At 67.2% G+C, this 23807-nt stretch carries 22 protein-coding genes; 10 read left to right on the top strand and 12 right to left on the bottom strand.

Annotated features, from left to right (window positions below; translation table 11 throughout):
• Positions 1–131: 131 nt before the first annotated feature.
• The 5 genes from AACH06_RS14450 to AACH06_RS14470 form a co-directional block, all read right to left on the bottom strand.
• Positions 132–1310, bottom strand: a complete 1179-nt coding sequence (locus tag AACH06_RS14450) for an acetyl-CoA C-acyltransferase (RefSeq protein WP_341426437.1) — start codon at positions 1308–1310, stop codon at positions 132–134.
• 31 nt (positions 1311–1341) lie between these two features.
• The gene (aceK, locus tag AACH06_RS14455; protein WP_341426438.1) at positions 1342–3144 is read right to left on the bottom strand and encodes a bifunctional isocitrate dehydrogenase kinase/phosphatase; all 1803 of its coding nucleotides are present in this window, start codon (positions 3142–3144) and stop codon (positions 1342–1344) included.
• A gap of 188 nt (positions 3145–3332) precedes the next feature.
• Positions 3333–4001, bottom strand: a complete 669-nt coding sequence (gene can / locus AACH06_RS14460; RefSeq protein WP_341426439.1) for a carbonate dehydratase — start codon at positions 3999–4001, stop codon at positions 3333–3335.
• Between the two features lie 120 nt (positions 4002–4121).
• Positions 4122–4832: a Type 1 glutamine amidotransferase-like domain-containing protein gene (locus AACH06_RS14465; RefSeq protein ID WP_341426440.1), complete on the bottom strand. Its 711-nt coding sequence runs from the start codon at positions 4830–4832 to the stop codon at positions 4122–4124.
• A gap of 62 nt (positions 4833–4894) precedes the next feature.
• Positions 4895–5362 (bottom strand): MerR family transcriptional regulator, encoded by a 468-nt coding sequence (locus AACH06_RS14470; protein ID WP_341426441.1) that lies wholly within the window; start codon positions 5360–5362, stop codon positions 4895–4897.
• A gap of 96 nt (positions 5363–5458) precedes the next feature.
• Here AACH06_RS14470 and AACH06_RS14475 point away from each other — a divergent pair, with 96 nt between their 5' ends.
• Positions 5459–6538 carry an MBL fold metallo-hydrolase gene (locus AACH06_RS14475; RefSeq protein WP_341426442.1) on the top strand — a complete coding sequence of 360 codons (1080 nt, stop codon included), beginning with the start codon at positions 5459–5461 and terminating at the stop codon, positions 6536–6538.
• 266 nt (positions 6539–6804) lie between these two features.
• Here AACH06_RS14475 and AACH06_RS14480 read toward each other — a convergent pair whose 3' ends face one another.
• The 5 genes from AACH06_RS14480 to glyQ form a co-directional block, all read right to left on the bottom strand.
• Positions 6805–7722, bottom strand: coding sequence for a M48 family metallopeptidase (locus tag AACH06_RS14480; protein ID WP_341426443.1), 918 nt, complete (start codon positions 7720–7722; stop codon positions 6805–6807).
• 70 nt (positions 7723–7792) lie between these two features.
• Complete coding sequence (locus AACH06_RS14485) at positions 7793–8548, bottom strand: lysophospholipid acyltransferase family protein (protein ID WP_341426444.1); 756 nt, start codon at positions 8546–8548, stop codon at positions 7793–7795.
• A 19-nt stretch (positions 8549–8567) separates the two neighbouring features.
• On the bottom strand, positions 8568–9152 hold the full coding sequence (gene gmhB, locus AACH06_RS14490) for a D-glycero-beta-D-manno-heptose 1,7-bisphosphate 7-phosphatase (protein ID WP_341426445.1): 585 nt from the start codon (positions 9150–9152) through the stop codon (positions 8568–8570).
• Between the two features lie 48 nt (positions 9153–9200).
• Positions 9201–11309, bottom strand: coding sequence for a glycine--tRNA ligase subunit beta (gene glyS / locus AACH06_RS14495; RefSeq protein ID WP_341426446.1), 2109 nt, complete (start codon positions 11307–11309; stop codon positions 9201–9203).
• Positions 11306–12232: a glycine--tRNA ligase subunit alpha gene (gene glyQ, locus AACH06_RS14500; protein ID WP_341426447.1), complete on the bottom strand. Its 927-nt coding sequence runs from the start codon at positions 12230–12232 to the stop codon at positions 11306–11308. The genes glyS and glyQ overlap by 4 nt, the downstream gene beginning before the upstream one ends.
• 168 nt (positions 12233–12400) lie before the next feature.
• On the opposite strand from glyQ, the gene AACH06_RS14505 reads away from it, so the two are divergent.
• Positions 12401–12880: a hypothetical protein gene (locus AACH06_RS14505; RefSeq protein WP_341426448.1), complete on the top strand. Its 480-nt coding sequence runs from the start codon at positions 12401–12403 to the stop codon at positions 12878–12880.
• Here the strand turns inward: AACH06_RS14505 and lnt are convergent.
• Both lnt and AACH06_RS14515 read right to left on the bottom strand, forming a co-directional pair.
• Entirely contained in the window at positions 12849–14360 is a 1512-nt protein-coding gene (gene lnt, locus AACH06_RS14510) for an apolipoprotein N-acyltransferase (RefSeq protein WP_341426449.1), read from the bottom strand. The genes AACH06_RS14505 and lnt overlap by 32 nt on opposite strands.
• Positions 14357–15250: an HlyC/CorC family transporter gene (locus tag AACH06_RS14515; RefSeq protein ID WP_341426484.1), complete on the bottom strand. Its 894-nt coding sequence runs from the start codon at positions 15248–15250 to the stop codon at positions 14357–14359. The genes lnt and AACH06_RS14515 overlap by 4 nt, the downstream gene beginning before the upstream one ends.
• A gap of 184 nt (positions 15251–15434) precedes the next feature.
• Here AACH06_RS14515 and AACH06_RS14520 point away from each other — a divergent pair, with 184 nt between their 5' ends.
• The 8 genes from AACH06_RS14520 (at position 15435) to hslU (ending at position 23759) form a co-directional block, all read left to right on the top strand.
• The gene (locus tag AACH06_RS14520; RefSeq protein WP_341426450.1) at positions 15435–16019 is read left to right on the top strand and encodes a sigma-70 family RNA polymerase sigma factor; all 585 of its coding nucleotides are present in this window, start codon (positions 15435–15437) and stop codon (positions 16017–16019) included.
• Positions 16016–16837 (top strand): anti-sigma factor domain-containing protein, encoded by an 822-nt coding sequence (locus AACH06_RS14525; protein ID WP_341426451.1) that lies wholly within the window; start codon positions 16016–16018, stop codon positions 16835–16837. The genes AACH06_RS14520 and AACH06_RS14525 overlap by 4 nt, the downstream gene beginning before the upstream one ends.
• Before the next feature lie 112 nt (positions 16838–16949).
• Positions 16950–17465: a tetratricopeptide repeat protein gene (locus AACH06_RS14530; RefSeq protein ID WP_341426452.1), complete on the top strand. Its 516-nt coding sequence runs from the start codon at positions 16950–16952 to the stop codon at positions 17463–17465.
• Between the two features lie 273 nt (positions 17466–17738).
• Complete coding sequence (locus AACH06_RS14535) at positions 17739–18794, top strand: CobW family GTP-binding protein (RefSeq protein WP_341426453.1); 1056 nt, start codon at positions 17739–17741, stop codon at positions 18792–18794.
• A gap of 165 nt (positions 18795–18959) precedes the next feature.
• Positions 18960–19688 (top strand): RNA polymerase-binding protein DksA, encoded by a 729-nt coding sequence (dksA, locus tag AACH06_RS14540; RefSeq protein ID WP_341426454.1) that lies wholly within the window; start codon positions 18960–18962, stop codon positions 19686–19688.
• A gap of 47 nt (positions 19689–19735) precedes the next feature.
• Positions 19736–21589, top strand: a complete 1854-nt coding sequence (locus tag AACH06_RS14545) for an STAS domain-containing protein (RefSeq protein ID WP_341426455.1) — start codon at positions 19736–19738, stop codon at positions 21587–21589.
• A 240-nt stretch (positions 21590–21829) separates the two neighbouring features.
• Complete coding sequence (gene hslV / locus AACH06_RS14550) at positions 21830–22381, top strand: ATP-dependent protease subunit HslV (RefSeq protein WP_341426485.1); 552 nt, start codon at positions 21830–21832, stop codon at positions 22379–22381.
• Between the two features lie 49 nt (positions 22382–22430).
• The gene (gene hslU / locus AACH06_RS14555) at positions 22431–23759 is read left to right on the top strand and encodes an ATP-dependent protease ATPase subunit HslU (protein WP_341426456.1); all 1329 of its coding nucleotides are present in this window, start codon (positions 22431–22433) and stop codon (positions 23757–23759) included.
• The last annotated feature ends 48 nt before the right edge of the window (positions 23760–23807 follow it).

The raw sequence follows: 23807 nt of genomic DNA on the forward strand, positions 1-23807 counted from the left end.
GCGGCGTGCTCTGATCCGACCACCACGCCCTCGATTTTGGTCAAGGTGCTTGCGCGGATCCGGCTCTGCCGGTCCGCCGCAAGACCCCCTTTGGGGGGCAGCGACCGGAAGGGAGCGTGGGGGTCGACAGGTCACAGCAGCTCGACCGTCATCGCGGTGGCCTCGCCGCCGCCGATGCACAGCGCAGCGCAGCCACGCTTGAGGCCACGCTTCTTCAGCGCCCCCAGCAACGTGACGACGATGCGGGCCCCGGACGCGCCGATCGGGTGGCCCAGCGCGCAGGCGCCGCCGTGCACGTTGACGATCTCGTGCGGCAGCTTGAACTCGGCCATGGCCGCCATCGTCACGGCGGCGAAGGCTTCGTTGACTTCCCACAGGTCGACCTGGCCCGCGGTCCAGCCGGCCTTCTTCAGCGCCTTCTCGATGGCACCCACGGGCGCGGTGGAGAACCACTCCGGCGCCTGGGCATGCACGGCGTGAGAGACGATGCGTGCGATCGGCTTGGCCCCCATCTGGGCTGCGCTGGATTCGCGCATCAGCACCAACGCGGCGGCACCGTCGGAGATGCTCGATGCGTTGGCCGCGGTGATCGTGCCGTCTTTCTTGAACGCGGGCTTCAGGCCCGGGATCTTGTCGAGCTTGGCCTTGAAGGGCTGTTCGTCGTGCCGGATGACGGTGTCGCCAGCCTTGCCGGGCAGCGAGACCGGCGCCACTTCCCAATCGAAACTGCCGTCTTCGTTGGCCTGCTTCGCACGGGTGGTGGAAGCGATGGCGAACTGGTCCTGCGCCTCGCGGCTGAACTGGTACTTGGCGACGCAGGCCTCGGCGAACACGCCCATGGCCTTGCCGCGCTCGTAGGCGTCTTCCAGACCGTCCATCGCCATGTGGTCGAACATCTGCGTGGCGCCGTACTTCACCCCCTTGCGGGCGAACATCAGGTGGGGCGCGTTGGTCATGCTCTCCATGCCACCAGCGACCATCACCTCGGCGGTGCCGGCCATCAGCATGTCGTGGGCGAACATCATCGCGCGCATGCCCGAGCCGCACATCTTGCTCATCGTGACGGCGCCCGTCGAATCGGGCAGGCCGGCGCGACGCATGGCCTGGCGAGCGGGCGCCTGGCCCTGACCCGCCATCAGGCAGTTGCCCATCAGCACCTCATGGATGGCATCGGCCGGCACGCCGGCGCGCTCGACCGCAGCCTTGATGGCCACGCCGCCCAGTTCCCAGGCCGCAAGAGAGGCGAAGTCGCCGAGCAGGCCGCCGATGGGCGTGCGCGCCGCGGAAGCGATGACGATGGAATCAGCCATGGTGAGCTCCTTTTAGCTGTCGGAAAGTGATTCAGAAATGCGCGGCCTGTCGGCCGCTGACGCCCCGCCGCTGCGCAGAGAAGCGGCGTTCGGGGTCGTAAGGGAAAACGTCGTGCACATGGCCGGCGGCGATGCGCTCTTTGTGGGACTGCCAGAAGGCGGCATCGAGCAGGTCGGCGTGGTGCTTCATGAAGATGTCGCGCACCTGGCTGTTGCCCAGCAGGAAGGGACCGAACGTCTCGGGAAAGACATCGTGCTTGCCCACCGAGTACCAGACCTCGCCTGACAGCTCTTCCTCTTCGTTGCGCGGCTCCGGCACCCGGCGGAAGTTGCAATCGGTGATGTACTCGATCTCGTCGTAGTCGTAGAAGACGACCTTGCCATGGCGCGTGACGCCGAAGTTCTTCCACAGCATGTCGCCGGGAAAGATGTTGGCCGCGACCAGATCCTTGATCGCGTTGCCGTACTCGACGACGGCGTGCTCCATCTGCTGCGGCGTGGCATCTTTCAAGAAGATGTTCAGCGGGATCATCCGACGCTCGATGTAGACGTGGTTGATGATCACCTCTTCCTGGCCGTCGCCGTCACGATCGGAGATTTCCAGCAGGCTTGGGCAGAAGGTCTTGAGTTCTTCGATCAGCTCGTCTTCGAAGCGCGAGCGGGGAAAGGCCACGTTGCTGAACTCGAGGGTGTCGGCCATGCGGCCCACCCGGTCGTGCTGCTTGACGAGCAGGTACTTGCGCATGATCTGCTCGCGCGTGGTGTCCTTCTGCGGCGGATAGAAATCCTTGATCACCTTGAAGACGAACGGGAAGCTCGGCAGATCGAACACCAACATCACCATGCCCTTGATGCCGGGGGCGATACGGAACTTGTCCGAGCTGTGTCGCTGGTGGTTCAGCAGGTCGCGATAGAAGAGGTTCTTGCCGTGCTTCTGCAACCCGATCGCGTTGTAGATCTCGGCGCGGGGCTTGCGGGGCATCAGCGAGCGCAGGAACTGCACATAGGCCGAGGGCACCTCCATGTCGACCATGAAGTAGGCGCGCGCAAAGCTGAACAGCAGCAACAGATCGTCTTCACCGAACAGCGCCGTGTCGATGATCAGCTGGCCGCGCTCGGTGTGCAGGATGGGCAGCGCGAAGGGCAACTCGTTGAACCCGTTGACGATCTTGCCGACGGCGTAGGCGCCCTTGTTGCGGAAGAACAGGCTCGACAGCACCTGAATCTGGAAGTTCGCGCGGGGACGGAAATCACCCAGCGCCTTGAACACGGCCGCCAGCACCATGTCGACATCGCGCCCCAGGTCTTCGAACTCGCGCTCGAGCTGGAAGTTGGTGATCATGCGCAGCACCGCGTCGCGCAGCGTGTCGCGCGTCGGGTAGTAGGCGCGGTAGGTGGGCGTGGCCGCCGGTTCGTCGTTCTCGATGTACTCGGTCGAGACGGCCGGCCGCACGAAGATGAACTCGTTGTGGAAGTAGTTCCGGTGCAGGATCTTCGTGGTCACCGAGTTGAAGAAAGTCTCGGCGCACTCGGGCTGGTGGTGGTTGATCAGCAGGCCGATGTAGTGCAGCTTGATCTGCTGCCACACATCCATCGGCAGCCCGCTGGCATTGAACTCGACCTGCAGGCGCTCGGCGTTTTCTTCCACTCGCCGGTCGTAGAACTCGATCCGCTCGCGCTGCGCCCGCTGCTGGCCGTGCCAATCGGCCTGCTCGAAACGCCGTTTGGCGGTGCGGCCGGCCTCACGGAACAGCCGATAGTGCTTGTTGAAGCCATCGAGCATCGCCTGGGCGATGTCGAAGGCGCGACTGTCGTTGAGCTGTTGCGGGAACATGGCGGGCTTCGGCGGTCAATGGCGCGTCAGGGGCTGAGAGTTTTTCGGCGGCTCCCGAAAGGGGCACGCAGGCGACCCGGATCAAGGCGCAAAGCACAGCCATAGCTCGGGCTATGGCGAGCATTTGCAACGAAGAGCCGGGGCGTTTGGGGGTTCAAGACGGGCATCGGCGAAAGACTCTCAGCCTCTCAGTCGGCAGGGGCGGCGTAGCGGGTGCGGATGCCGTTGAGCGCCGCCGCATAGGCCTCGTCGACATCGTTCGGCCCGGAAACGGTCATGGCCAAGTCTTTCAGCAGACCGTTGTGCAGGCCGTAGACCCAGCCGTGAATCACCACCGTCTGTTCGCGCGCCCATGCGTCTTGCACGACCGTGGTGGTGCAGACGTTGCGGGCCTGCTCCAGCACATTCAGCTCGACCAGCGCATCGACCTGGCGCGCCGGATCGACCGTGTCGAGCCAGGCGCGGTGCTGGTGGCGCACGTCCTGCACATGGCGCAGCCAGTTGTCCACCAGGCCCAGGCGCCAGTGGTGCAGCGCGGCCTTCACGCCGCCGCAATTGGAATGGCCGACGACGATGATGTGCTTGACCTTTAGGCTGTCGACAGCGAACTGGATCACCGACAGGGCGTTGAGGTCCGAGTGGACAACGACATTGGCCACATTGCGGTGCACGAACAGCTCGCCAGGCAGCAGGTCCACCAGTTCGTTCGCGGGCACGCGGCTGTCGGCGCAGCCGATCCAGAGGTACTGCGGCGTCTGCTGGTTCAACAGCTTGGTGAAGAAGCCGGGCTCGCGCGCCTCGGTGTCTTCAGCCCATCGGCGGTTGTTGTCAAACAGTTCGGTCAGCTCGATGGACATGGGCAAAGGCGATACGCAGAGGATCGCGCCAGTTTACGAAGAGGCACCGGCCTGGAGGCTCACCGGCGGTCGATGGGATCGGTTGACGTTTACGTAAACGTCAATCATACCGACCCCGTCTTACCGAAGGGGCGCGGCGGGCCAATCGTCCCACGCGCCGCCGGCCACCGAGCGCCGCCGGCAGGTCAGTTGCTTGTCGACCGCCCGGTCGTGGAAAGCGGCGACAGCCTGACCGTCGTCGAACTGAACCAGGACGCCCTCGCCCGCGCCCCAGGCCGGCCCCGCCTCGGCCGACAACACGGCAGGCCGCCAGGCCTCGCTGTCCAGATGCGGGCAGAAGGTGCCCGGCAGCATGCCGAGGCCTTCGCGCACACCGCCGCCGGGAATGCTGTCGGTGACATAGCGCTCGAACCAGCAGTTGGCGCCGGCACTGATGCCGGCCAGCACGGTGCCGCCCTCATAGGCCTCACGCAATGCGCGGTCGAAGCCGAACTCGCGCCATACCGCCACCATGGCCACGGTGTTGCCACCACCGACGAAGACCAAGTCCGCCTCGCGCACCGCCGCGGCGTAGTCGCGCTTCATGTCGAAGGGAAAGAAGGCCAGGCAGTCTGGCTCGCAGTCGAGGCGCGAGAAGGCGCGCAGAAAACGCAGCTGGTAAAGCTCGCGGTCGCCGCTGGCCGTGGCCACGAACAACACCTTCGGACGAGCCCGCCCCGGCCGGACGACCGAGAGCAGGTACCTCTCCTGCCACAGACCATAGTCTTCCACCGAGAAGCCACCGCCACCGATGGCGACGATGCGGCGGGGCGAGGCGATGGCGGCGGTCATGGCGGGCTCCTCTGGTGCGATGGGCGGCGTGTAGCGGCGGGCGCTGGGGCGCGCCACGGGGGTCAACGGGACGGGGTCTTGGGTGCGCTGCGTGCGCGCGGCGCTGGCTTGGCGGCGCCGAGCAAGGCGCGGCATCGCGCCTCGTGCTGCTCGATCTCGGCCAGCGTGACCTGGATGTCCTCCAGTTGCTGCTCGAGCTGCCGGCGATGCTCGGCCAGCACCGCCAGAAAAGCTTCCAGCTGCGGCCGTTCGTCGCTGCCGGACTCGTACATGTCCACCAGTTGCTTAACCTCCTGGAGCGACAAACCCAGGCGCTTGCCCCTCAGCGTGAGCTTGAGCCGGGTGCGGTCGCGGTGGGTGTAGACCCGGTTGCGGCCGGCACGCGCCGGCTCCAGCAGCCCGACATCCTCGTAGAAGCGGATCGCCCGCGGCGTGATGTCGAACTCCTGCGCCAGCTCGGTGATGGTGAAGGTGGGCGCCGCGTCGGCCGCAGGGGCAGACGACGGTTTCGAGCGCGCAGATGAAGCCATGGGTAGACTTGACGTTAACGTAAACGTCAGTCTACGCGACTCGATGGCCTTGCACGCTTGCGTGCAGGCCCTTCCCTCCCATCACCCGCCATCGCCATGAGCCTTTCCAGCGACTCCGCCCTCCAGTACCCGCTGGGCCAACGGCTGCCCGGCACGGGTGAAGCCATCGAGGTGGCACCCGGTGTGCGCTGGGTGCGGATGGGGCTGCCCTTTGCGCTGGACCACATCAACCTCTGGCTGCTGCGCGACGTGGCCGACGACGGCCGGGAAGGCTGGGCCATCGTCGACGCCGGCATCGCCAACGACACGACCCGCGCCGCCTGGGAGCAAGTGTTCGCCCATCAGCTGGACGGGCTGCCAGTGCTGCGGGTGATCGTCACCCACATGCACCCGGACCACATGGGCCTGGCCGACTGGCTGTGCCAACGTTTCGACTGCCGCTTGTGGATCAGCGCCACCGACTGGGGCGCCGCGCGGTTGGCGAGTCAATCGACGACCAGCTTCGGCGGCGAGAAGGCCGCGGCGTTCTTCGCCAGCCACGGCCTGACCGACCCGGCAGCGCTGGACGCCGTGCGCGCCCGGCGCAACTACTACGCCTCGATGGTGCCCTCGGTGCCCACCAGCTACCGCCGGCTGATGGATGGCCAGCGCCTGCGCATCGGCGCCCACGAATGGCACGCCATCGCCGGCTACGGGCACGCCCCCGAGCACATGGCCTTGCATGCGGCATCGCTGGGCGTGCTCATCTCAGGCGACATGGTGCTGCCGCGGATCTCCACCAACGTCAGCGTGATCGACCTCGAACCCGAGGCGGACCCGCTGCCGCTGTACCTGCAGTCGATCGAGCGCCTGCGCAGCGTGCCCAACAGCACGCTGGTGCTGCCCTCGCACGGGCGGCCTTTCATCGGCCTGCACACCCGCATCCAGCAACTGCACGACCACCACGCCGAGCGCTTGGCGGATGCGCTGGCGGCGTGCCGAGAACAACCGATGAGCGCGGCCGACCTGATGCCGGCGCTGTTCCGCCGCGCGCTTGATCTTCATCAAACGACCTTCGCGATGGGCGAGTCGCTGGCCCATTTGCACGCGCTGCAAAGCCGGGGCGACGTGCGCGCGCTGCGCGGCGACGATGGCGTCTGGCGCTTCCACGCGACGGCGCCCTCGCACACGGCCTGAGCCCGGAAGGCGCCTGTGCGACGCCCCAAAAAGAATAGAGCCGGTCGACACTGCCGACCGGCTCCTCGGGTTTGACGGTGATTCCGTTCGATCCTCCCTGGACCGTCCCTATCGCTCACACGTGATGACAGCGAATGGGTGAACTGTGCCCGCGAACCCAGGCACCGGCCATCCCCCTTTGGGGGGAAAGTCGGCGATGAAAACGATTGGAGTACACACTCGCGGCCACTGTGCAAAGCGACCATTTCCGACGAGCGTCAGAACGCTCAGGTGAACACCGGGAGCACGGGGTCGCGCAGCTGCTCTTTGCGGTCTTCGAGGTCCGGGATGACCGAGCGGACAACCTCCCAGAAGGCCGCGCTGTGGTTCATCTCTCGAAGGTGGGCCAGTTCATGCGCCACCACATAGTCGATCACCGGCAGACCGAAATGCACCAGCCGCCAGTTCAGGTGAATCGAGCCATCGGCCGAGGCGCTGCCCCAGCGCGTCTGGGCTGAACTCAGCCGCATGCGGGCCACCCGCACGCCCAGGCGGGGCGCGAAATGCGCACACCGCTCTTCGAAGATTCGGCGGGCCTGGCGCTGCAGCCAGCTTTGCACCACATCGCGGATCTGCGGCGGCTGCGCCGTCTGTGGCAGGCCGATGTGCAGCGTCAACTTGGGCACCCCCGGCAGGGCCTCGGCATCGGTGTTCAGCACGGCGCCAGCGACACGGGGGTCGAGCACCAGGATGACGGTTTCGCCCAGAAAGGGCAGCGTGGCGCCATCGCGCCACTCGACGCGGGCCGCTTCGAGGCGGCGCTGGCGGTCACGCTGTTCGGCCAGCTTGCGCAGGATCCAGCTGGACTTCTCGCGCAAGGCCGCCTCGATCTCGCCCTGCCCCACCCAGCGCGGCGCGCTGACGGCCAAGCCCTCGGGGCCCACGGTGAAGCCGATGGACTTGCGACGTGCGCGGCGCAGCAGATAGGCCACCTGGCATTCGCCGAGGCGGATTTCGCGGTCGGCTCGTGGATGGCGATGGGTCATGGGCGCTTGGGCGGGCGCGGGCGGTGCGGCTGGCACGGGCTTCACACCGAGGGCCCCGGCAGGCGACGGAGCCGCCTCGGCGACCGGCGCGGCGGCAGGCGGCTCGGCGTCGAACAGCGAGAGCTGTTCGGGCATTTCGGCGGCGGGCCTGCGCGACATGGGCGCCGATTTTAGGGCTGCGTATCGCGCTTCGGCGCAGCGGCGAGAGCGATTTCAGCGGCCTGAACCTTCAAGCTTTGTACGCTTCTGGATCCAGCCGGCGCATCTCGGCTTCGATCCACGTCTCGACCTCTCGCATCATTTCGTCCGGTTCGCGGCCCTCGCTGGGAATCGGCTTGCCGATCGAAACATCGATCACGCCCGGTCGCAGCAGGAAGCTCTTGCGTGGCCAGCACCGGGCCGAGGTGACGGCGATGGGCACGACCGGTGTGCCGGTGCCGATCGCCAGACGGGTGGCGCCCGTCTTGTAGACGCCCTGTTCGCCACGCGCCGCGCGGGTGCCCTCAGGAAACATGATGACCCAGTTGCCCTGGCTCATGTAGCGCTTGCCCTGCTCGGCCACCTTGTTCCAGGCCTGGGCCCGCTTGCTGCGGTCGATGTGGATCATGTCGAGGCTGCCAATGGCCCAGCCGAAGAACGGGATCCACAGCAACTCGCGCTTGAACACGTAGCACAGCGGGTGCGGCATCAGCATCGGGTAGGCGAAGGTCTCCCAGGTCGACTGGTGCTTGGACGCCAGCAGCACGGCCGCCCGCGCATCGGCCGCGGTCGGCACGTTGTCCATGCCCTGAACCCGCCAACGCACACCGCAGATAATGCGTGCGCCCCAGATGGCAGTCGCCAGCCAGCGGGCACAGACCCAGTACAGCGGGGTGCCTCGCACGAAGATCGACATCAACACCACGAAGGTGGCCCACGGGATGACCGTGATCACCATCCACAGGAAAAACAGCGCCGAGCGCAGGGTCCAGCCGAGACGTTGCATGAAGAGGGGGGAAAAGGGTTCAGACGGCGAAGCGCGACGCCAGCTCCTGCTGCAGCAGGTGGCTGGCGAAGGCCGCCAGATCGTCGTGCACCACGGTACCGGGCACCGCCGAGGCCCATTGCGCGACCTCGGCCTCTGACACGAGGCTGGCGCGCCCGGTCTTCACCAGGTGCGGCGGGCAGCCGGCGGCCCGGGCCGCCTCCAGGTCGCGCAGGGTGTCGGCCACCATGGGCACTTGCGACAAGTCGGCGCCGTAGCGCTGGGCCACGTCATGCATCATGCCCGGCAGCGGCTTGCGGCAATCGCAGCCATCGTCACGGGTGTGCGGGCAGAAGAACACGGCGTCGAGCCGGCCACCCTTGGCCGCCAGCATCTTCATCATGTGCAGGTGCACCGCATTGACGGCCGACATGTCGATCATGCCGCGGCCGATGCCGGCCTGATTGGTGGCCACGACGACATGCCAGCCGGCGTGGTTCAACCGCGCGACGGCTTCGAGCGCGCCGGGCAGAGGCTCCCACTCGGACGGCTCCTTCACATGGTCCTCGCGGAACCGGTTCAGGATGCCGTCTCGGCCGAGGATGATCAGCTTGGGAACCTGCATCGGGGGCCTCCGGCGTGTCGCGGCATCGTGTGACGTGCAGTATGCCGGTCAGACGGCCAGGCGCGACAGATCGGCCACGCGATTCATCGCCGCATGCAGCCGGCCCAGCAGCGCGAGGCGATTGGCCCGCAACGCCGGGTCTTCCGCATTGACCATCACGTCGTCGAAGAAGGCATCGACCGGGGCCCGCAGGGCGGCCAACGCCTTCAGCGAAGCCGTGTAGTCGCCCGCATCGAAGAGCTGCGCCGATCGTGGCTGCACATCCCCCAGCGCCTCGAACAACGCCTTCTCGGCGGCTTCAGCGAACAGCTCGGGCTTCACCTCGGTGGGCAGCGAGCCCTCCACCTTCTTGAGGATGTTGCCGACGCGCTTGTTGGCTGCCGCCAGCGACTCGGCCTCGGGCAGCGCCGCGAAGGCACGCACCGCGTCGAGTCGGTTCTTCACGTCGGCCAGGCGCTGCGGCGCCAGGGCCAGCACCGCGTCGACTTCCTTCGCGGTGTAGCCCTGCTCGCGCAATTGCCCACCCAGCCTCTCGCTGAAAAAGACTTGCAAGGCCTCGCTCGGGTCTTTGATCAGCGCGCCGAATGCCGGCACGGCGGCAGCCACGAGGGCGTCCAGCCCCACCGGCAACTGCCGCTCCACCAGCATCCGGATCACCCCCAGCGCATGCCTGCGCAGCGCGAACGGATCCTTGTCGCCCGTGGGCAGTTGGCCGATGCCGAACAGGCCCACCAGGGTCTCGAGCTTGTCGGCCAGTGCCACCACCAGCCCCACGTCGTTGCGCGGCAGGTCGTCGCCAGCGAAACGGGGCTTGTAGTGGTCTTCTACCGCGAACGCGATCGCCTCGGGCTCGCCATCGTGGCGGGCGTAGTAGCCCCCCATGATGCCTTGCAGTTCAGGGAACTCGCCCACCATGTCGGTCAGCAGGTCGGCCTTGGCCAGCAGCGCCGCGCGATCAGCCTGCTGCGCAAGTGCCGCACCGCCCAGTTGCTCGCCGATCGTGCGGGCGATCGCGCGGACGCGATCGACGCGCTCACCTTGCGTGCCCAGCTTGCCGTGGTAGACGACCTTGGCGAGCCCCGGAACGCGCGATTCGAGCGATTTCTTGCGGTCTTGGTCGAAGAAGAATTTCGCGTCGGCCAGGCGCGGGCGCACCACCCGCTCGTTGCCGCCGACCACCGCGCTCGCATCGTCGGGCCGGATGTTGCTGACGATGAGGAACCGGTTGGTCAGCTTGCCGGCGGCATCGAGCAGCGGGAAGTACTTCTGGTTGGCCTTCATCGTCAGGATCAGGCATTCCTGCGGCACGCCGAGGAACTCTGATTCGAACTGGCAGGCCAGCACGTTGGGCCGTTCGACGAGGGCGGTCACCTCGTCAAGCAGGGCTTCGTCGTCGATCGGCTGCAGCCCCTGGCCCGCTGCCAGCGCCGCGGCCTGCAACTGGCGCGCGATCTCGGCCTTGCGCTCGGCGAAGCCCGCGATCACCGCGCCCTGCTCGATCATCTGCGCCGCATAGCTGTCGGCATCGGTCAACTCGATCTGCGGCACCAGGGCCTCGAAACGATGGCCTTGGGTCACGCGCCCGGCCGTCAGGCCCAGCACCTGCACCGGCACCACCGCCGCGCCATGCAACGCCACCAGCCCATGCGCCGGGCGGACGAACTTGACATCCGTCCAGCCGTCGGCGAGCTGGTAGGTCATCACCTTCGGGATCGGCAGCTTGGCCAGTGTTTCTTCGAGCGCCTTCTGCAGCCCTTCGGCCAGCGTTGCGCCCGGCACCACCGTGTCCAGGAACAGCGCTTCGGCCTTGCCGTCCATCGCGCGCTTGAGTTGCGGCACCACCGAGGCATCGGCCCCCAGCGCGGTCAGCTTTTTCAGCAAGGCGGGGGTGGGCTGGCCATCGGGCGTGAGCGCCACCGCCACCGGCATCAGCTTCTGCTGCAGCGGGCGATCGGCCGCCTTGGCAGCCACCTGGGCCACCTGCACGCCCAGCCGGCGAGGCGAGGCGTAAGACGTGACGGCCGCATCGGCCGCCGCCAGGCCCTGCGCCTTCAAGCTGGCGGCCAAGGTGCCGGCGAACTCGTCGCCGAGCTTCTTCAGCGCCTTGGGCGGCAGTTCTTCGACGAACAGTTCAACGAGGAGAGTGGGGGCGGTCATGGCTTCGGGCCGTCCTTTTGTTCGAGCTGGGCCAGCACTTCATCAGCCCATTCCTTGGGCGCCATCGGGAAACCCAAGCGGGCCCGACTGGCGAGGTAACTCTGCGCGACAGCGCGCGCCAGATTGCGGATACGGCCAATGTAGGCGGCGCGCTCGGTCACGCTGATGGCGCCGCGGGCGTCCAGCAGGTTGAAGGTGTGGCCGGCTTTCAGCAGTTGCTCGTAGGCTGGCAGCGCCAGTTGCTGCTCCATGAGGTACTTGCTCTGCTTCTCGTGGGCCGAGAAGGCCTGCAGCAGGAACTCGACGTCCGAATGCTCGAAGTTGTAGGTGCTCTGCTCGATCTCGTTTTGCAGAAACACGTCGCCGTACTTGATGCCCGGCGCGTACTGCAGGTCGTAGACGTTCTCCACGCCCTGCAGGTACATCGCCAGCCGTTCCAGCCCATACGTGATCTCACCGGTGGCGGGCTTGCAGTCGATGCCGCCCACCTGCTGGAAGTAGGTGAACTGCGTCACCTCCATCCCGTTGAGCCAGACCTCCCAGCCCAGGCCCCAGCAGCCGAGCGTGGGGTTCTCCCAGTCGTCTTCCACAAAGCGGACGTCGTTCTTCTTCAGGTCGAAGCCCAGCGCTTCAAGCGAGCCGAGATAAAGCTCGAGGATGTTGGCAGGTGCCGGCTTCAGCACCACCTGGTACTGGTAGTAGTGCTGCAGGCGATTCGGGTTCTGGCCATAGCGACCGTCCTTGGGGCGGCGGCTGGGCTGCACATAGGCGGCCTTCCACGGCTCGGGGCCGAGCGCGCGCAGGAAGGTGGCGGTGTGGCTGGTACCGGCGCCCACCTCCATGTCGTAAGGCTGCAGCAGCGCACAGCCCTGCGCATCCCAGTAGTCCTGCAGGCGGAGGATGAGTTGCTGGAAGGTCAGCATGGAAGCTCGATGCGGTGAAAACCGAAGATTCTAGGAGGCGTTCCTAGGGGGACAAGTTAGGGAGTGGATCCACCCACCCTAGGGATCGGTGGCGGACACGAATGCAGGGACATTGGCGGCGCCGCTTGCACGGGATCAGGCGGTACCCACCCACAAGGAGAGCTTTCCATGAAGTTTTGCAGACAAGCCGCTTGCGCCCTCGCCCTGTCCGCCCTGGCGGTCGCCGCCCAGGCCAAGGTGATCATTTCCGGGGTCTACCCGAGCAACTTCTCGTTCAGCACGGCCACCTCCCTGGTGCCGCTGGCGAGCACCGGCGCCACCTCGCGCACATTCAACATCACCAAGGCCGGCACCTATGTGCTGACCTTCTCGGCCGAATGCTCGGTCGACGCGCCGGCTGGCGACAACGCGGCCTGGGTCGACCTGGACATCCTGATCGATGGCGTGGCCGTGGCACCGACCGTCGGCACTTCCGACGCCTTCTGCGGCGCCAACGGCACGCTGGGCTTCGATGGCTGGGTGCGCCCGTCCATCACCATCCCGGTCTCGCTGACCGCCGCCAACCACACGCTGCAGGTGCAAGGGCGCCTGAACTTCGGCGCGACCGCCGGTTGGATCAGCGATATCTCGTTCGTTCTGCACCAGTAAGGCGCCGCGCGCCGAGGGCCTGGCCGGCGACGCCAGCCAGGCCCAACAGCCACAACGGCCACAGCCCGAACGCGGCCAGCCAGCGCGCATAGGGCGTGGCCCCCCGCCGGCCCTCGACCTCCGCGTCGAGCGTGCCGGCCACCAGCGGCGGCAGCTGTGCCGTCACCCGGCCAAGATGGTCGATCACCGCCGTGGCGCCAGTGTTGGTGGCCCGCACCATCGGCCGCTGGAACTCCAAGGTGCGCAGGCGAGAGAACTGCAGGTCCTGCTCCTGCACCATGTGCCTGCCGAACCATGCCAGGTTGCTGGCGTTGACCAGCACCGTGGCCTCATCCGGCCCGGCGACCGCGCTGTCGACCATGTGCTCGCCGAACAGGTCTTCGTAGCAGATCAGTGGCCGCAGCCGCTGGCCCGCAACCAGGAAGGGCGCCTGACTGCGGCCGCTGGCCTGGTCACCCAACGGGATCTGCATCAGCTCGACGAACCAGTGGAATCCCGGCGGGATGAACTCGCCAAAGGGCAACAGATGGCGTTTGCCATAGCTGTAGCCCTCGCCGGCAGATGACGCGCCCACCATCGAGTTCACGTAGCCCTCTTGCTCGTTGCCGAGAAAGGTGCCGATCAAGGCCGCCCGAGGGCCGGTGCGGAACGGCTCGGTCAGTTGCCGCCAGTAGTCGGGGTCGAGTTGGTCTTTCGGAATCGGCAGCACCGACTCGGGCGTGACCACCAGATCGCCCTGCGCCGCATGAAGCTGCGCCTGCAACGCCGCCATCTGGCCCACGATGCGGTCCGGGTCGAATTTCAGGTCTTGCGCGATGTTGGGTTGCAGCAGGCTCACCCGCAACTTGCCGGCAGCTTCGGTGAAGTCGTTCGGCAACCACTGCGCGGCCGCCAGCAGCACGGCCAGTGACGCCGGCGCGAGCCACGTTGGCCGGGCCCGCCGCGTCTGTGCCAGTGCCATCGCCACCAACGCCGCCACCGCACCCAGCCCATACACACCCACCCACGGCGCCAGCGCGGCCAGCGGGCCATCGCTGTGGGCATAGCCAGAGGCGATCCACGGAAAGCCGGTGAAGAATTGGCCCCGGGCCAGCTCGGCGAGCAGCCAGCAGGCCGCAAAGCCCGGCACGTCAAACGCAGCCCGGCCGGTGCGCCAGCGGGCGAACAGCGCCATCGTCAGCGCCAGGTAGCCCGACAGGCCGGCCGACAGCAGCACCACGGCCAGGCCCGCCATCAAGGCAGGCATGCCGCCGTAGTCGTGCATGCTGATGTAGAGCCACCACAAGCCGGTGGAGAGCCACGCCACGCCAAAGCAGAAACCCCGGCTCGCCGCCTGCCGCGGCGAAGCGTCGCGCACCGCTGCGGCCAACAACGCCAGAGCCACCCATTGCAGCGGCCACCAGCCCAGGGGCGCAAACGAGGCCGTGTGCAAACCGCCGGCGATCAGCATCGCCAGCGGCCAGAATCCCGGCCGCTTCACGCTTCGGCGTCGGCCGCCTCGGCCGGTTTGGGCAAGCGCAGCACCTTGAACCACCGCACGGCGCCGCCGCGGGTGAGCATCACGGTGAAACGGAGGTTGGCCACCTCCACCGATTCGCCGCGCCGAGGCACATGGCCCAGCTGGTGCGCGATGAGGCCGCCGATGGTGTCGAACTCGACTTCCGACAGCGCCACCGCAAAGGCCTCGTTCACCGAGGCGATGGCCGCATCGCCGGCCACGCGATGGCCGCCGTCGGCGAGCGTGTAGACGGCATTGGCGGCACTGGCCGCGTCCGCATCATCGAATTCGTCTTCGATCTCACCGACGATTTCTTCGAGCACATCTTCGATCGTCAGCAGCCCGGCGGTGTTGCCGAACTCGTCGATGACGATGGCGAGGTGGTTGCGGTTGGTGCGGAAGTCCCGCAGCAACTCGTTCAGCCCCTTGCTCTCGGGCACGAAGACCGCAGGCCGCAGCAAGGTTCGCAGGTTCAGCTCAGGGGCTCGCTGCAGCTTGAGCAGATCTTTGGCCAGCAGGATGCCGATGATGTTGTCGCGCGAACCTTCGGTCACCGGAAACCGCGAGTGGCCGGTGCCGATGACCACTGCCAGCAGCTCATCGTAGGGCGCGTCGATGTCGAGCAGATCCATGCGCGGCGCCGCGACCATGACATCACCCGCCACCATGTCGGCCATGCGCAGCACGCCCTCGAGCATGGCGCGCGACTGTGGCTCGATGAGCTCACGGTGCTCGGCCTCGGCCAGCGTTTCGATCAGCTCGTCTTTCGAGTCGGGGCCCGGCAGCAGGAACTCAACCAAGCGCTCGAACAAGGTGCGCTTGTCAACCCGTTCGGGCGAAGCGGCATCCCCCGGAGGGCTGCCACGCTGCAGGGGTGCGCCCTTTTTCGGCGAGGCCGGGGCGCGATGAGACTGAGGATCGGACACGAGGGTGCCGGCAATTGCGGGGAACCAAGGATACCCGAACGTCTTGACACCACCCGGTGTTCGGTTGGGCAGCGCGTGGCCATCGCCGCCCCTACACTCGCCGGCACTCTGCCTGCCTGCCCATTGCCCTGTGGATGCCCCCACCTCCGACCTGGCCGACCTGCTCGCCCGCACGGCGCTGCGCGACCGCGCGGCCTTTGCCCGGCTTTATCGGCTGACCAGCGCCCACCTGCTGGGGGTGGCCTGGCGCATCACCCTGCGACGGGAGCAGGCCGAAGAGGTGCTGCAGGATGCGTTCATCAGCATCTGGCAGCACGCGGGCAGTTACCAGCGCCATGTGGCCGCACCGATGACCTGGCTGATCAATATCGTGCGGAACCGGGCGATCGACGGCCTGCGTGCGGGCCGCGAAGAGGCGGCGCGAACCCACTCGATGGACGACGACGCGCTGGACATCCCGGGCGATCCACTGGCCGAGCCCTCTCAATTGCTGGCGGCCAGCATCGCCCGCCAGGGCCTGGAGCGCTGCATGAGCACCCTCAGCGCCAGCCAACGGCAGGCGGTGGCCCTGGCCTACTACAGGGGACTGGCGCACGGCGAGATCGCTGAGACGCTTGCCGCGCCCCTGGGCACCGTCAAAGCCTGGGTACGGCGCGGCCTCGACCGGCTGAAGACCTGCCTGGGCGACGATCCGTCGGCGGAAGGGGCCGCATGAACTATCTGCACCCACCTCGCCTGGAGGCCCTCGCTCGCGACTATGCGGTGGGCACCTTGCGCGGGCGCGCCCGGCGCCGCTTCGAACGCGTGTTGGCCGACTCTGCCGTCGCCAGGCAGGCCGTGGGCGCCTGGCAGGATCGGCTGGGGCGGCTCGCTGAGGTGGTGCCGCCAGCCAAGCCGGGCGCTGCGGTGTGGGACGGCATCGAGACGCGGCTTTTCGGCGGCGCTGCTCGCCCGGCCGTTGTCCAGCCCCCCGCAGCGCCCGACCGCGCCGCCCCTCGGGGACGCCGGGGGCGGCCGATCGCAGCCGGTGCGGGCGGCATCGGTTCGCTGGGTGGGCGTTGGCTGGGCGCTGGCCTGGCCGCAGGGCTGCTCGCCGGCAGCCTGCTGACCGTCGCTGCCCTGCGCTGGCAGCCCCCATGGGCGGCACGCGCCGGGCTGGAAGCCGCCGGCCCAGGGCTGCCCGCGTCCTATGTGGGCATCCTGTCGGATGCCGAGGGAGGGGCGATGCTGTTGGCCAGCTCTCGGCGGCATGGCCAGGTGCTGACGATCAAGTGGCTGAAGCCCGGCTTCCAGGTGCCCGATGGCCAGGTGGCGCACCTCTGGGCCTTGCCCCGGGGCGGCGGGGCCCCGGTGGCGGTTGGCGCCCTGCCAGGCGGCCCGGGCGCGGGCACGCTGGCGTTGCCGCAGCCGTCCGAAGCGCTGTTTTCGCAGGTCGAGCGTCTGGCCGTGAGCCTGGAACCAGCCTCCGCCGAGGTGCCCACGGCTCCGTCAGCGCCGTTCCTGGCCGAAGGCCCGTGCGCCAAGCTTTGGTGATGCCTGACTTTTCTTTGGCGGCGCCTGCGTCCAAATCAGCGCGGGCTCCGTAGGTGGCAGCAAGCGCCCCCGGTGGGCGCCCATTCATCCCATCGACCCACGAGGAATCCACATGATCCAACGCTGCACCACTGCCCACATCGCCCCCCGCACCGCCTGGCTGGGCGCCCTCGCGCTCGTCGCCGCACTCGGCCTCGCCGCACCGGCAGCCTGGGCCGCCGACACCTCGCCCAGCCCGAGCGCGGCACCGGACAAGCTGGCCGCCGCCCGCGACCTGATCCAGCAAGACAAGTGGGTGGCCGCTATTGAAGAGCTCAAGCGCGTGGATGACCGCAGCAGCGCGGATTGGAACAACCTGATGGGCTACAGCCATCGCAAGGCCAAGGTGCCCGACTACGCCGCCGCCGAACGCTATTACAACGAAGCGCTTCGCATCGACCCCAAGCACAAGGGCGCGCTGGAGTATTCCGGCGAGCTGTACCTGATGCTGAACCAGTTGCCGCAAGCCGAAGCCCGCCTGGCCGTGCTCGACAAGGTCTGCATGCTGCCGTGCGCGGAATACACCGACCTGAAGTCCGCGATCGCTCGCTACAAGGCCAATGGCAACAGCTATGTGGCTAAACCCTGAGCGCGGCGGCCAGGCCTGAGCGCGATGCCCAGGCTTGAAACCGGCGGCGAGGTCGCCGGGCCGCGCCATCGGGCGGGTTGAAAACAAGGCCGGCGCCTCCAGATGCGCCGCATGCGGTAGACCATGTCCCTGTGGCTTGACAGGGCATGGCGCCTGCCCCAGAGTCCAGGCCCCGGCCGCCCATGCGGTCGCGCCGGGGCATCGTTGCCCGGGGCGGGCCGCCTTGCTTTTCTCCGGCCTGCGCGGTGCCGCGCCCTCACCCTGAGCCCCACCATGTCCCTGATTCCCGCCACCATCCTCACCGGCTTCCTCGGCTCTGGCAAGACCACGCTGCTCAAGCGCGTGTTGACCGAAGCCCACGGCCAGAAGATCGCCGTCATCGAAAACGAGTTCGGCGAGGAAAACATCGACACCGACATCCTGGTCACCGAAAGCAAAGAGCAGGTGATTCAGATGAGCAACGGCTGTGTCTGCTGCACCATCCGAGAGGATCTGCGCTCCACCTTGGCAGATCTGGCCGCCAAGCGCCGCAAGGGTGAACTCGATTTCGAGCGCGTGGTGATCGAAACCACCGGCCTGGCCGACCCCGGCCCGGTGGCGCAAACATTCTTCATGGACGACGAGGTGGCCGAGAACTACCTGCTCGACTCCATCTTGACGCTGGTGGACGCCAAGCACGCGAACGACCAGCTGGACACCCGGCAGGAAGCGCGTCGCCAGGTCGGGTTCGCCGATCAGATCTTCATCAGCAAGACCGATCTGGTCGATGAAGTCGCGGTGGACGACTTGGTGCACCGCATCAAGCACATGAACCCCCGGGCCCCACAGCGCCGTGTCAATTTCGGTGACGTGCCTCTGTCGTCGGTGTTCGACCTGAAGGGCTTCAACCTGAACGCGAAGCTCGATATCGATCCAGACTTCCTCAATGAGGAGGCCGGCCATGGCCACGACCACCATGACCATGACCATGACCATGATCACGACCACGAGCACGGCGAGCATTGCGATCACCCGCACCATCACCACCACGATGACGACGTGAAGTCATTTGTGTTCCGATCGGACAAGCCGCTGAATCCCGCCAAGCTGGAGGATTTCCTCGGCGCGATCGTGCAGGTGTATGGACCGAAGATGCTCCGTTACAAAGGCGTGCTGCACCTCAAGGGCAGCGAGCGCAAGGTCATCTTCCAGGGCGTGCACCAGCTGATGGGCAGCGACCTCGGGCCCAAGTGGGCGCCGGGTGAAAAGAAAACCAGCAAGATGGTGTTCATCGGCATCGATCTGCCCAAGGACATCCTGTTGCAAGGGCTGGAGGGATGCCTGGCCTGAGGCCTTGGCGGCACGGCACGCACCACGTGGCTACAATCCGCGCGCCCAAACCGTGGCGGTTGCACCACAAGCGTTCCTGCTCAAGGGGTATAACCGCCATATCCCATGCCCTGTGGTGAGGAGACGGACGTGAGCAAGACACCGGCGAAGAGCGCTGCCCCTGACATGGAAGGCGCGTCGAAATCCGCCGCTGCCGCGAAGGCGCCCGCCAAGGCGGCGACGGCAAAAGCCTCGAGTGTGAAATCCGTCGCCGAAGCGTCCGCCAAAGCCCCCGCGGCGAAGGCGGCACCGGCCAAGATACCCGCTCCGGCGGCACCTCGTGCCCACGCTGCTCCCACCCCATCCACCGCCAGCTTCACCGACCGTTTCGCCCCCCCGAAACCGCCGACCAAGACGACCTATCCTGAACCGATGACTGCTGCCGTGAAGAGTGCCACCAAGGTGGACCCGAAGCTCGCCAATGCCTGGAAAACCAAGGCCGGACGAGACCTGACCGAGGCTGAGCTGCTGGCGATGCCCGAGTCTGAGTACATGAACGAGAAGCAGCTGGAGTTCTTCCGCCACCGGCTGCAAGAGCAGAAGGACGCGCTGCTGTCCAATGCCGGCGAGACGACCGAGCATCTGCGTGAAGACACATCCATCGTGCCCGACCCGGCCGACCGGGCGACCATCGAGGAAGAGCACGCGCTCGAGCTGCGCACGCGCGACCGCGAGCGCAAGCTGCTGAAGAAGATCTCGCAGTCGCTGGGCCGGATCGAATCCGGCGACTACGGTTACTGCGATGAAACCGGTGAGCCGATCGGCCTGGGCCGCCTGCTGGCCCGCCCGACAGCGACCCTGTCGCTCGAGGCGCAGCAGCGCCGCGAGATGAAGCAAAAGATGTTCGGGGACTGACGCTGACTTGCCCGATCTGCCCCTCTTGGCTACCCTGAGCCGACGATATGTCCAACGACAACGGCGGTGAAGGGGGCGGCCTGCTGCGCCGTGTGGTGCGCAAGGTTGCCGGCCCGGCGAAAGACCTGATCCAGAAGGTCGAAGACAGCCGGTTGAGTCAGTTCGCCGATTCGGATCGCGCCGAACTGAAGGCGATGATCGAGCGCAAGCGGCGCAACGATTTCGTCCGCAAACGCGAGCTGGACATGCTGCGGCGCATCCGCCGCGAAGGGCTCACCCCCGAGCAGGCGGCCGCGCTCGCCAACTCGAACCTCGACGATGTGGACGTGCGCGCCAGCCGCCCATCGAGCCTGGCCGATGGCGCCGTCAAGGCCAAGATCGACGCGATCGAGAAACAGATGGTGGGCGTGGCCCCGCTGTCGGTCTCGCGCCCCATGGCCTTCACGCCAGTGGCACCCCCGGTGGCCGTTCCACCGGCTGCCCCAGCCTCGGGGGCGCCCGCGTCGTCGGCTGGCGCGCCGGTGCATCTGAAGGCACCGCCGCCCGTCCTGACGCACCCGATCGATCCAGAGGCCACGATCCCGCTGGAACTGCGGCCCGATGGCAGCGGCCCGATCACCTTGCCGCCGAGCTTGGCGGTGGAAACCCGCGCCGCGGCGTCGCCGGCAGTGCCTGTGGCGCCTGCGCCGGCGGCCCCCGCCCCGCGCGAACTGCCGCCACTGGCCTTCGACATGGCGCCGGCCCCCGAGCCGGCCGCGGCACCTTCGGCGCGTACGCCAGTCGGTCGGATCACCGACCTGCCCGAGGTCGAGGTGCGCGAGATCAAGCACGACCCGGAGCTGGACGAAGCGGTCATCTCCTTCGCCAACGCCGATTTCGCGCACAGCGAGCACATCCTCGTGCAACTGACGGGCCAAGGCGCGCCGCGTCAGCATCACGAAGACACCTGGCTGGTGCTTTTCGACCTGTACCGCGCCACCGGCCAGCAACAGCGCTTCGACAGCCTGTCGCTCAGCTTCGCCGAGCAGTGTGGCCGTTCGCCGCCGCAGTGGTATTCGCTGCCCAAGCTGCTGGCCGACGCGGCCGCCGCGCACCGGGCGGCGCAGCCTCAAAACACCGATGCATCCAGGGTAGGCTGGGTCTGCGACCCGTTGCTGACGCATGACGGCCTGAGCCACTTGTCGTCGCAGCTGCTGCAGATGCCGATGCCCTGGGTGCTCGACTGGACCCAGCTCAAGCGCATCGAGCCCGCCGCCGCGGCAGAGTTGCGCCGGCAGTTCCAGAGCTGGGCGACCGAGAAGCTCACGATGCATTGGCTCGCGGCGGACCGGCTCTTCGACGTGCTGCAGGAAGCAGCCCCGGTGGGGGTGCGCGACGCCGACCCCGCCTTCTGGCTGGCCCGTCTCGATGCGCTGCGCCTGGTCAATCGGCCGGACCAATTCGACGACGTGGCGATCGACTACTGCGTCACCTACGAGGTCTCGCCCCCGAGCTGGGAGCCGACGAAATGCACCGTGCGGGTCAGCGGCCCGTCGGCGAACACCCGATCCGCGATCCTGTCGTCGGTGGGCGATGTCGTCACCTCGGTGATGGACGCGCCCGACGGCCACGGCGAAATCGAGGTGACCAGCCTCGAAATCTCCGGGCAGTTGGCAGGAGACCAGACAGCCCTGCTCAAGCATTTGGACCAGCGATTGGGCGATTCGAAGGTGGTGCGCATTTCATGTGCGCTGCTGATCCGGGTCGATTTCGTCGCCGCGGGTGACCTGCTGAACTGGGTGATCTCCAAACGCGCCGAGCAGCGCCACATCACGTTCACAGATGTGAACCGGCTCGTGGTGCTGATGTTCCACGCCATGGGCATCAGCGAACACGTGGCCACGCAACTGCGGCGGTCGTAAGCCCCCCGGCAACCTTTCCGAGGCGCCGCCCAGAAGGGCGCCGCGAGCAGGCAGTCAGCCTGCTCGCTCGGCGCCTGTCATCAGAGTGCGGTGGCGCTGCCTGCGCCTGCCTGCTTCTTCCGGTCGCACTCCAGCGGAGTCGACACTGCGGAAGCCGCATCCGTTCACCTTGAAGCGCGCACGCCGGGCACCATGTTGTCGTGGCATGCTCGACTTTCAATCTTCAAGAAGACTGATTCCATGGATTCCTATCACGGCACGACGATTCTGAGCGTGCGGCGCAAGCTGCCCGATGGGCGCTGGCAGGTGGCTCTCGGCGGCGATGGCCAGGTCACCCTGGGCAACACAGTCGTCAAGGCCAGCGCGCGCAAGGTTCGCCGGCTGCATCACGACAAGGTGCTGGCGGGCTTCGCGGGCGCTACCGCTGACGCGTTCACCCTGTTCGAACGCTTCGAGTCGAAGCTCGACAAGCACCAGGGCCATCTGGTGCGCGCGGCCATCGAGCTGACCCGCGACTGGCGCACCGACAAGGTCCTGCGCAACCTCGAGGCGATGCTGGCGGTGGCCGACCGGGAGGCCTCGCTGATCATCACCGGCAATGGCGATGTGCTGGAACCCGAACTGGGCCTGGTGGCCATCGGGTCCGGCGGCGCCTATGCACAGGCCGCAGCGCGCGCCCTGCTCGGGCACAGCGAGCTGAGCGCGCCGGACATCGTCAAGCGCTCGCTGGAAATTGCCGGCGAGATCTGCATCTATACCAACCAGAACCACACGATCGAGGTGCTTGAATGAAGCCCGCCCGCTCCTTGCCGGTCGCCGCCACCCGCCATCAGGGGGCCGCATGAGCATGACCCCACGGGAAATCGTCTCCGAGCTGGACCGCCACATCGTCGGCCAACAAGAAGCCAAGCGCGCCGTCGCGATCGCGCTGCGCAACCGTTGGCGGCGCCAACACGTCGAGGCGGGCCTGCGCGCGGAGATCACGCCGAAGAACATCCTGATGATCGGGCCCACCGGCGTCGGCAAGACCGAGATCGCCCGTCGCCTGGCGAAGCTGGCCGATGCCCCGTTCATCAAGGTCGAAGCGACCAAGTTCACCGAAGTGGGCTATGTCGGCAAGGACGTCGACTCGATCGTGCGCGATCTGGTGGAAGCCGCCATCAAGCAAGAGCGGGCCGCCGCGCTGTCCCGCGCCCGCATGCGCGCTGAAGAGGCTGCTGAAGAGCGCGTGCTCGATGTGCTGGTGCCGCCGCCGCGCAGCGTGGGCTTCGGCACCGGCGACACCGCTCAGGATTCCACGGCCCGCCAGGTGATGCGCAAGCGCCTGCGGGAAGGGTCGATGAACGACAAGGAGATCGAGCTGGAGCTGGCCGACACCAAGCCCGGCATGCAGGTCATGACGCCGCCCGGCATGGAGGAAATGGCCGAGCAGCTGCAGGGGCTGTTCGCCCAGATGGGCCAGGGGCGCAAGACAACCCGAAAGATGCGCATCGACGAGGCGCTGAAGGCCCTCACCGACGAAGAAGCCGGCAAGCTCGTCAACGAAGACGAGGTGAAGAGCCGGGCGATGGCGAATGTGGAGCAGAACGGCATCGTCTTCCTGGACGAGATCGACAAGGTGGCGGCCCGTGGCAACACGCAAGGCGCCGACGTGTCGCGCCAGGGCGTGCAACGCGATCTGCTGCCACTGGTCGAAGGCACGACCGTCAACACCAAGTACGGCCTGGTCCGCACCGATCACATCTTGTTCATCGCCTCGGGCGCCTTCCACCTGTCCAAGCCCAGCGACCTGATCCCCGAGCTGCAGGGCCGTTTCCCGATCCGCGTGGAGCTGCAAGCCCTGTCGGTGGCCGACTTCGAAGCCATCCTCTCGGGCACGCAAGCCAACCTGATCCAGCAGTACCAGGCCCTGCTCGCCACCGAAGGGGTGACGCTGCAGATCGCCCCCGACGCGGTGCACCGGCTGGCCGAAATCGCCTACGAGGTGAACGAACGCACAGAGAACATCGGCGCACGCCGGCTGTCCACGGTGCTGGAGCGGCTGCTCGACGAACTCAGCTTCGATGCGCCCCAACGCAGCGGCGAAACGGTGACGATCGACGCGGCCATGGTGTCGGCCAAGCTGGGTGAACTGGCTCGCAACGAAGACCTGTCACGCTACATTTTGTGAAACCATACCGTCCGCCCCGTGAATATGCCGCAACGGCACACGGGGCGG

Origin of the sequence: Ideonella lacteola (genome assembly GCF_038066555.1) — a bacterium.
In the GTDB taxonomy this organism is placed as follows: domain Bacteria; phylum Pseudomonadota; class Gammaproteobacteria; order Burkholderiales; family Burkholderiaceae_C; genus Ideonella; species Ideonella lacteola.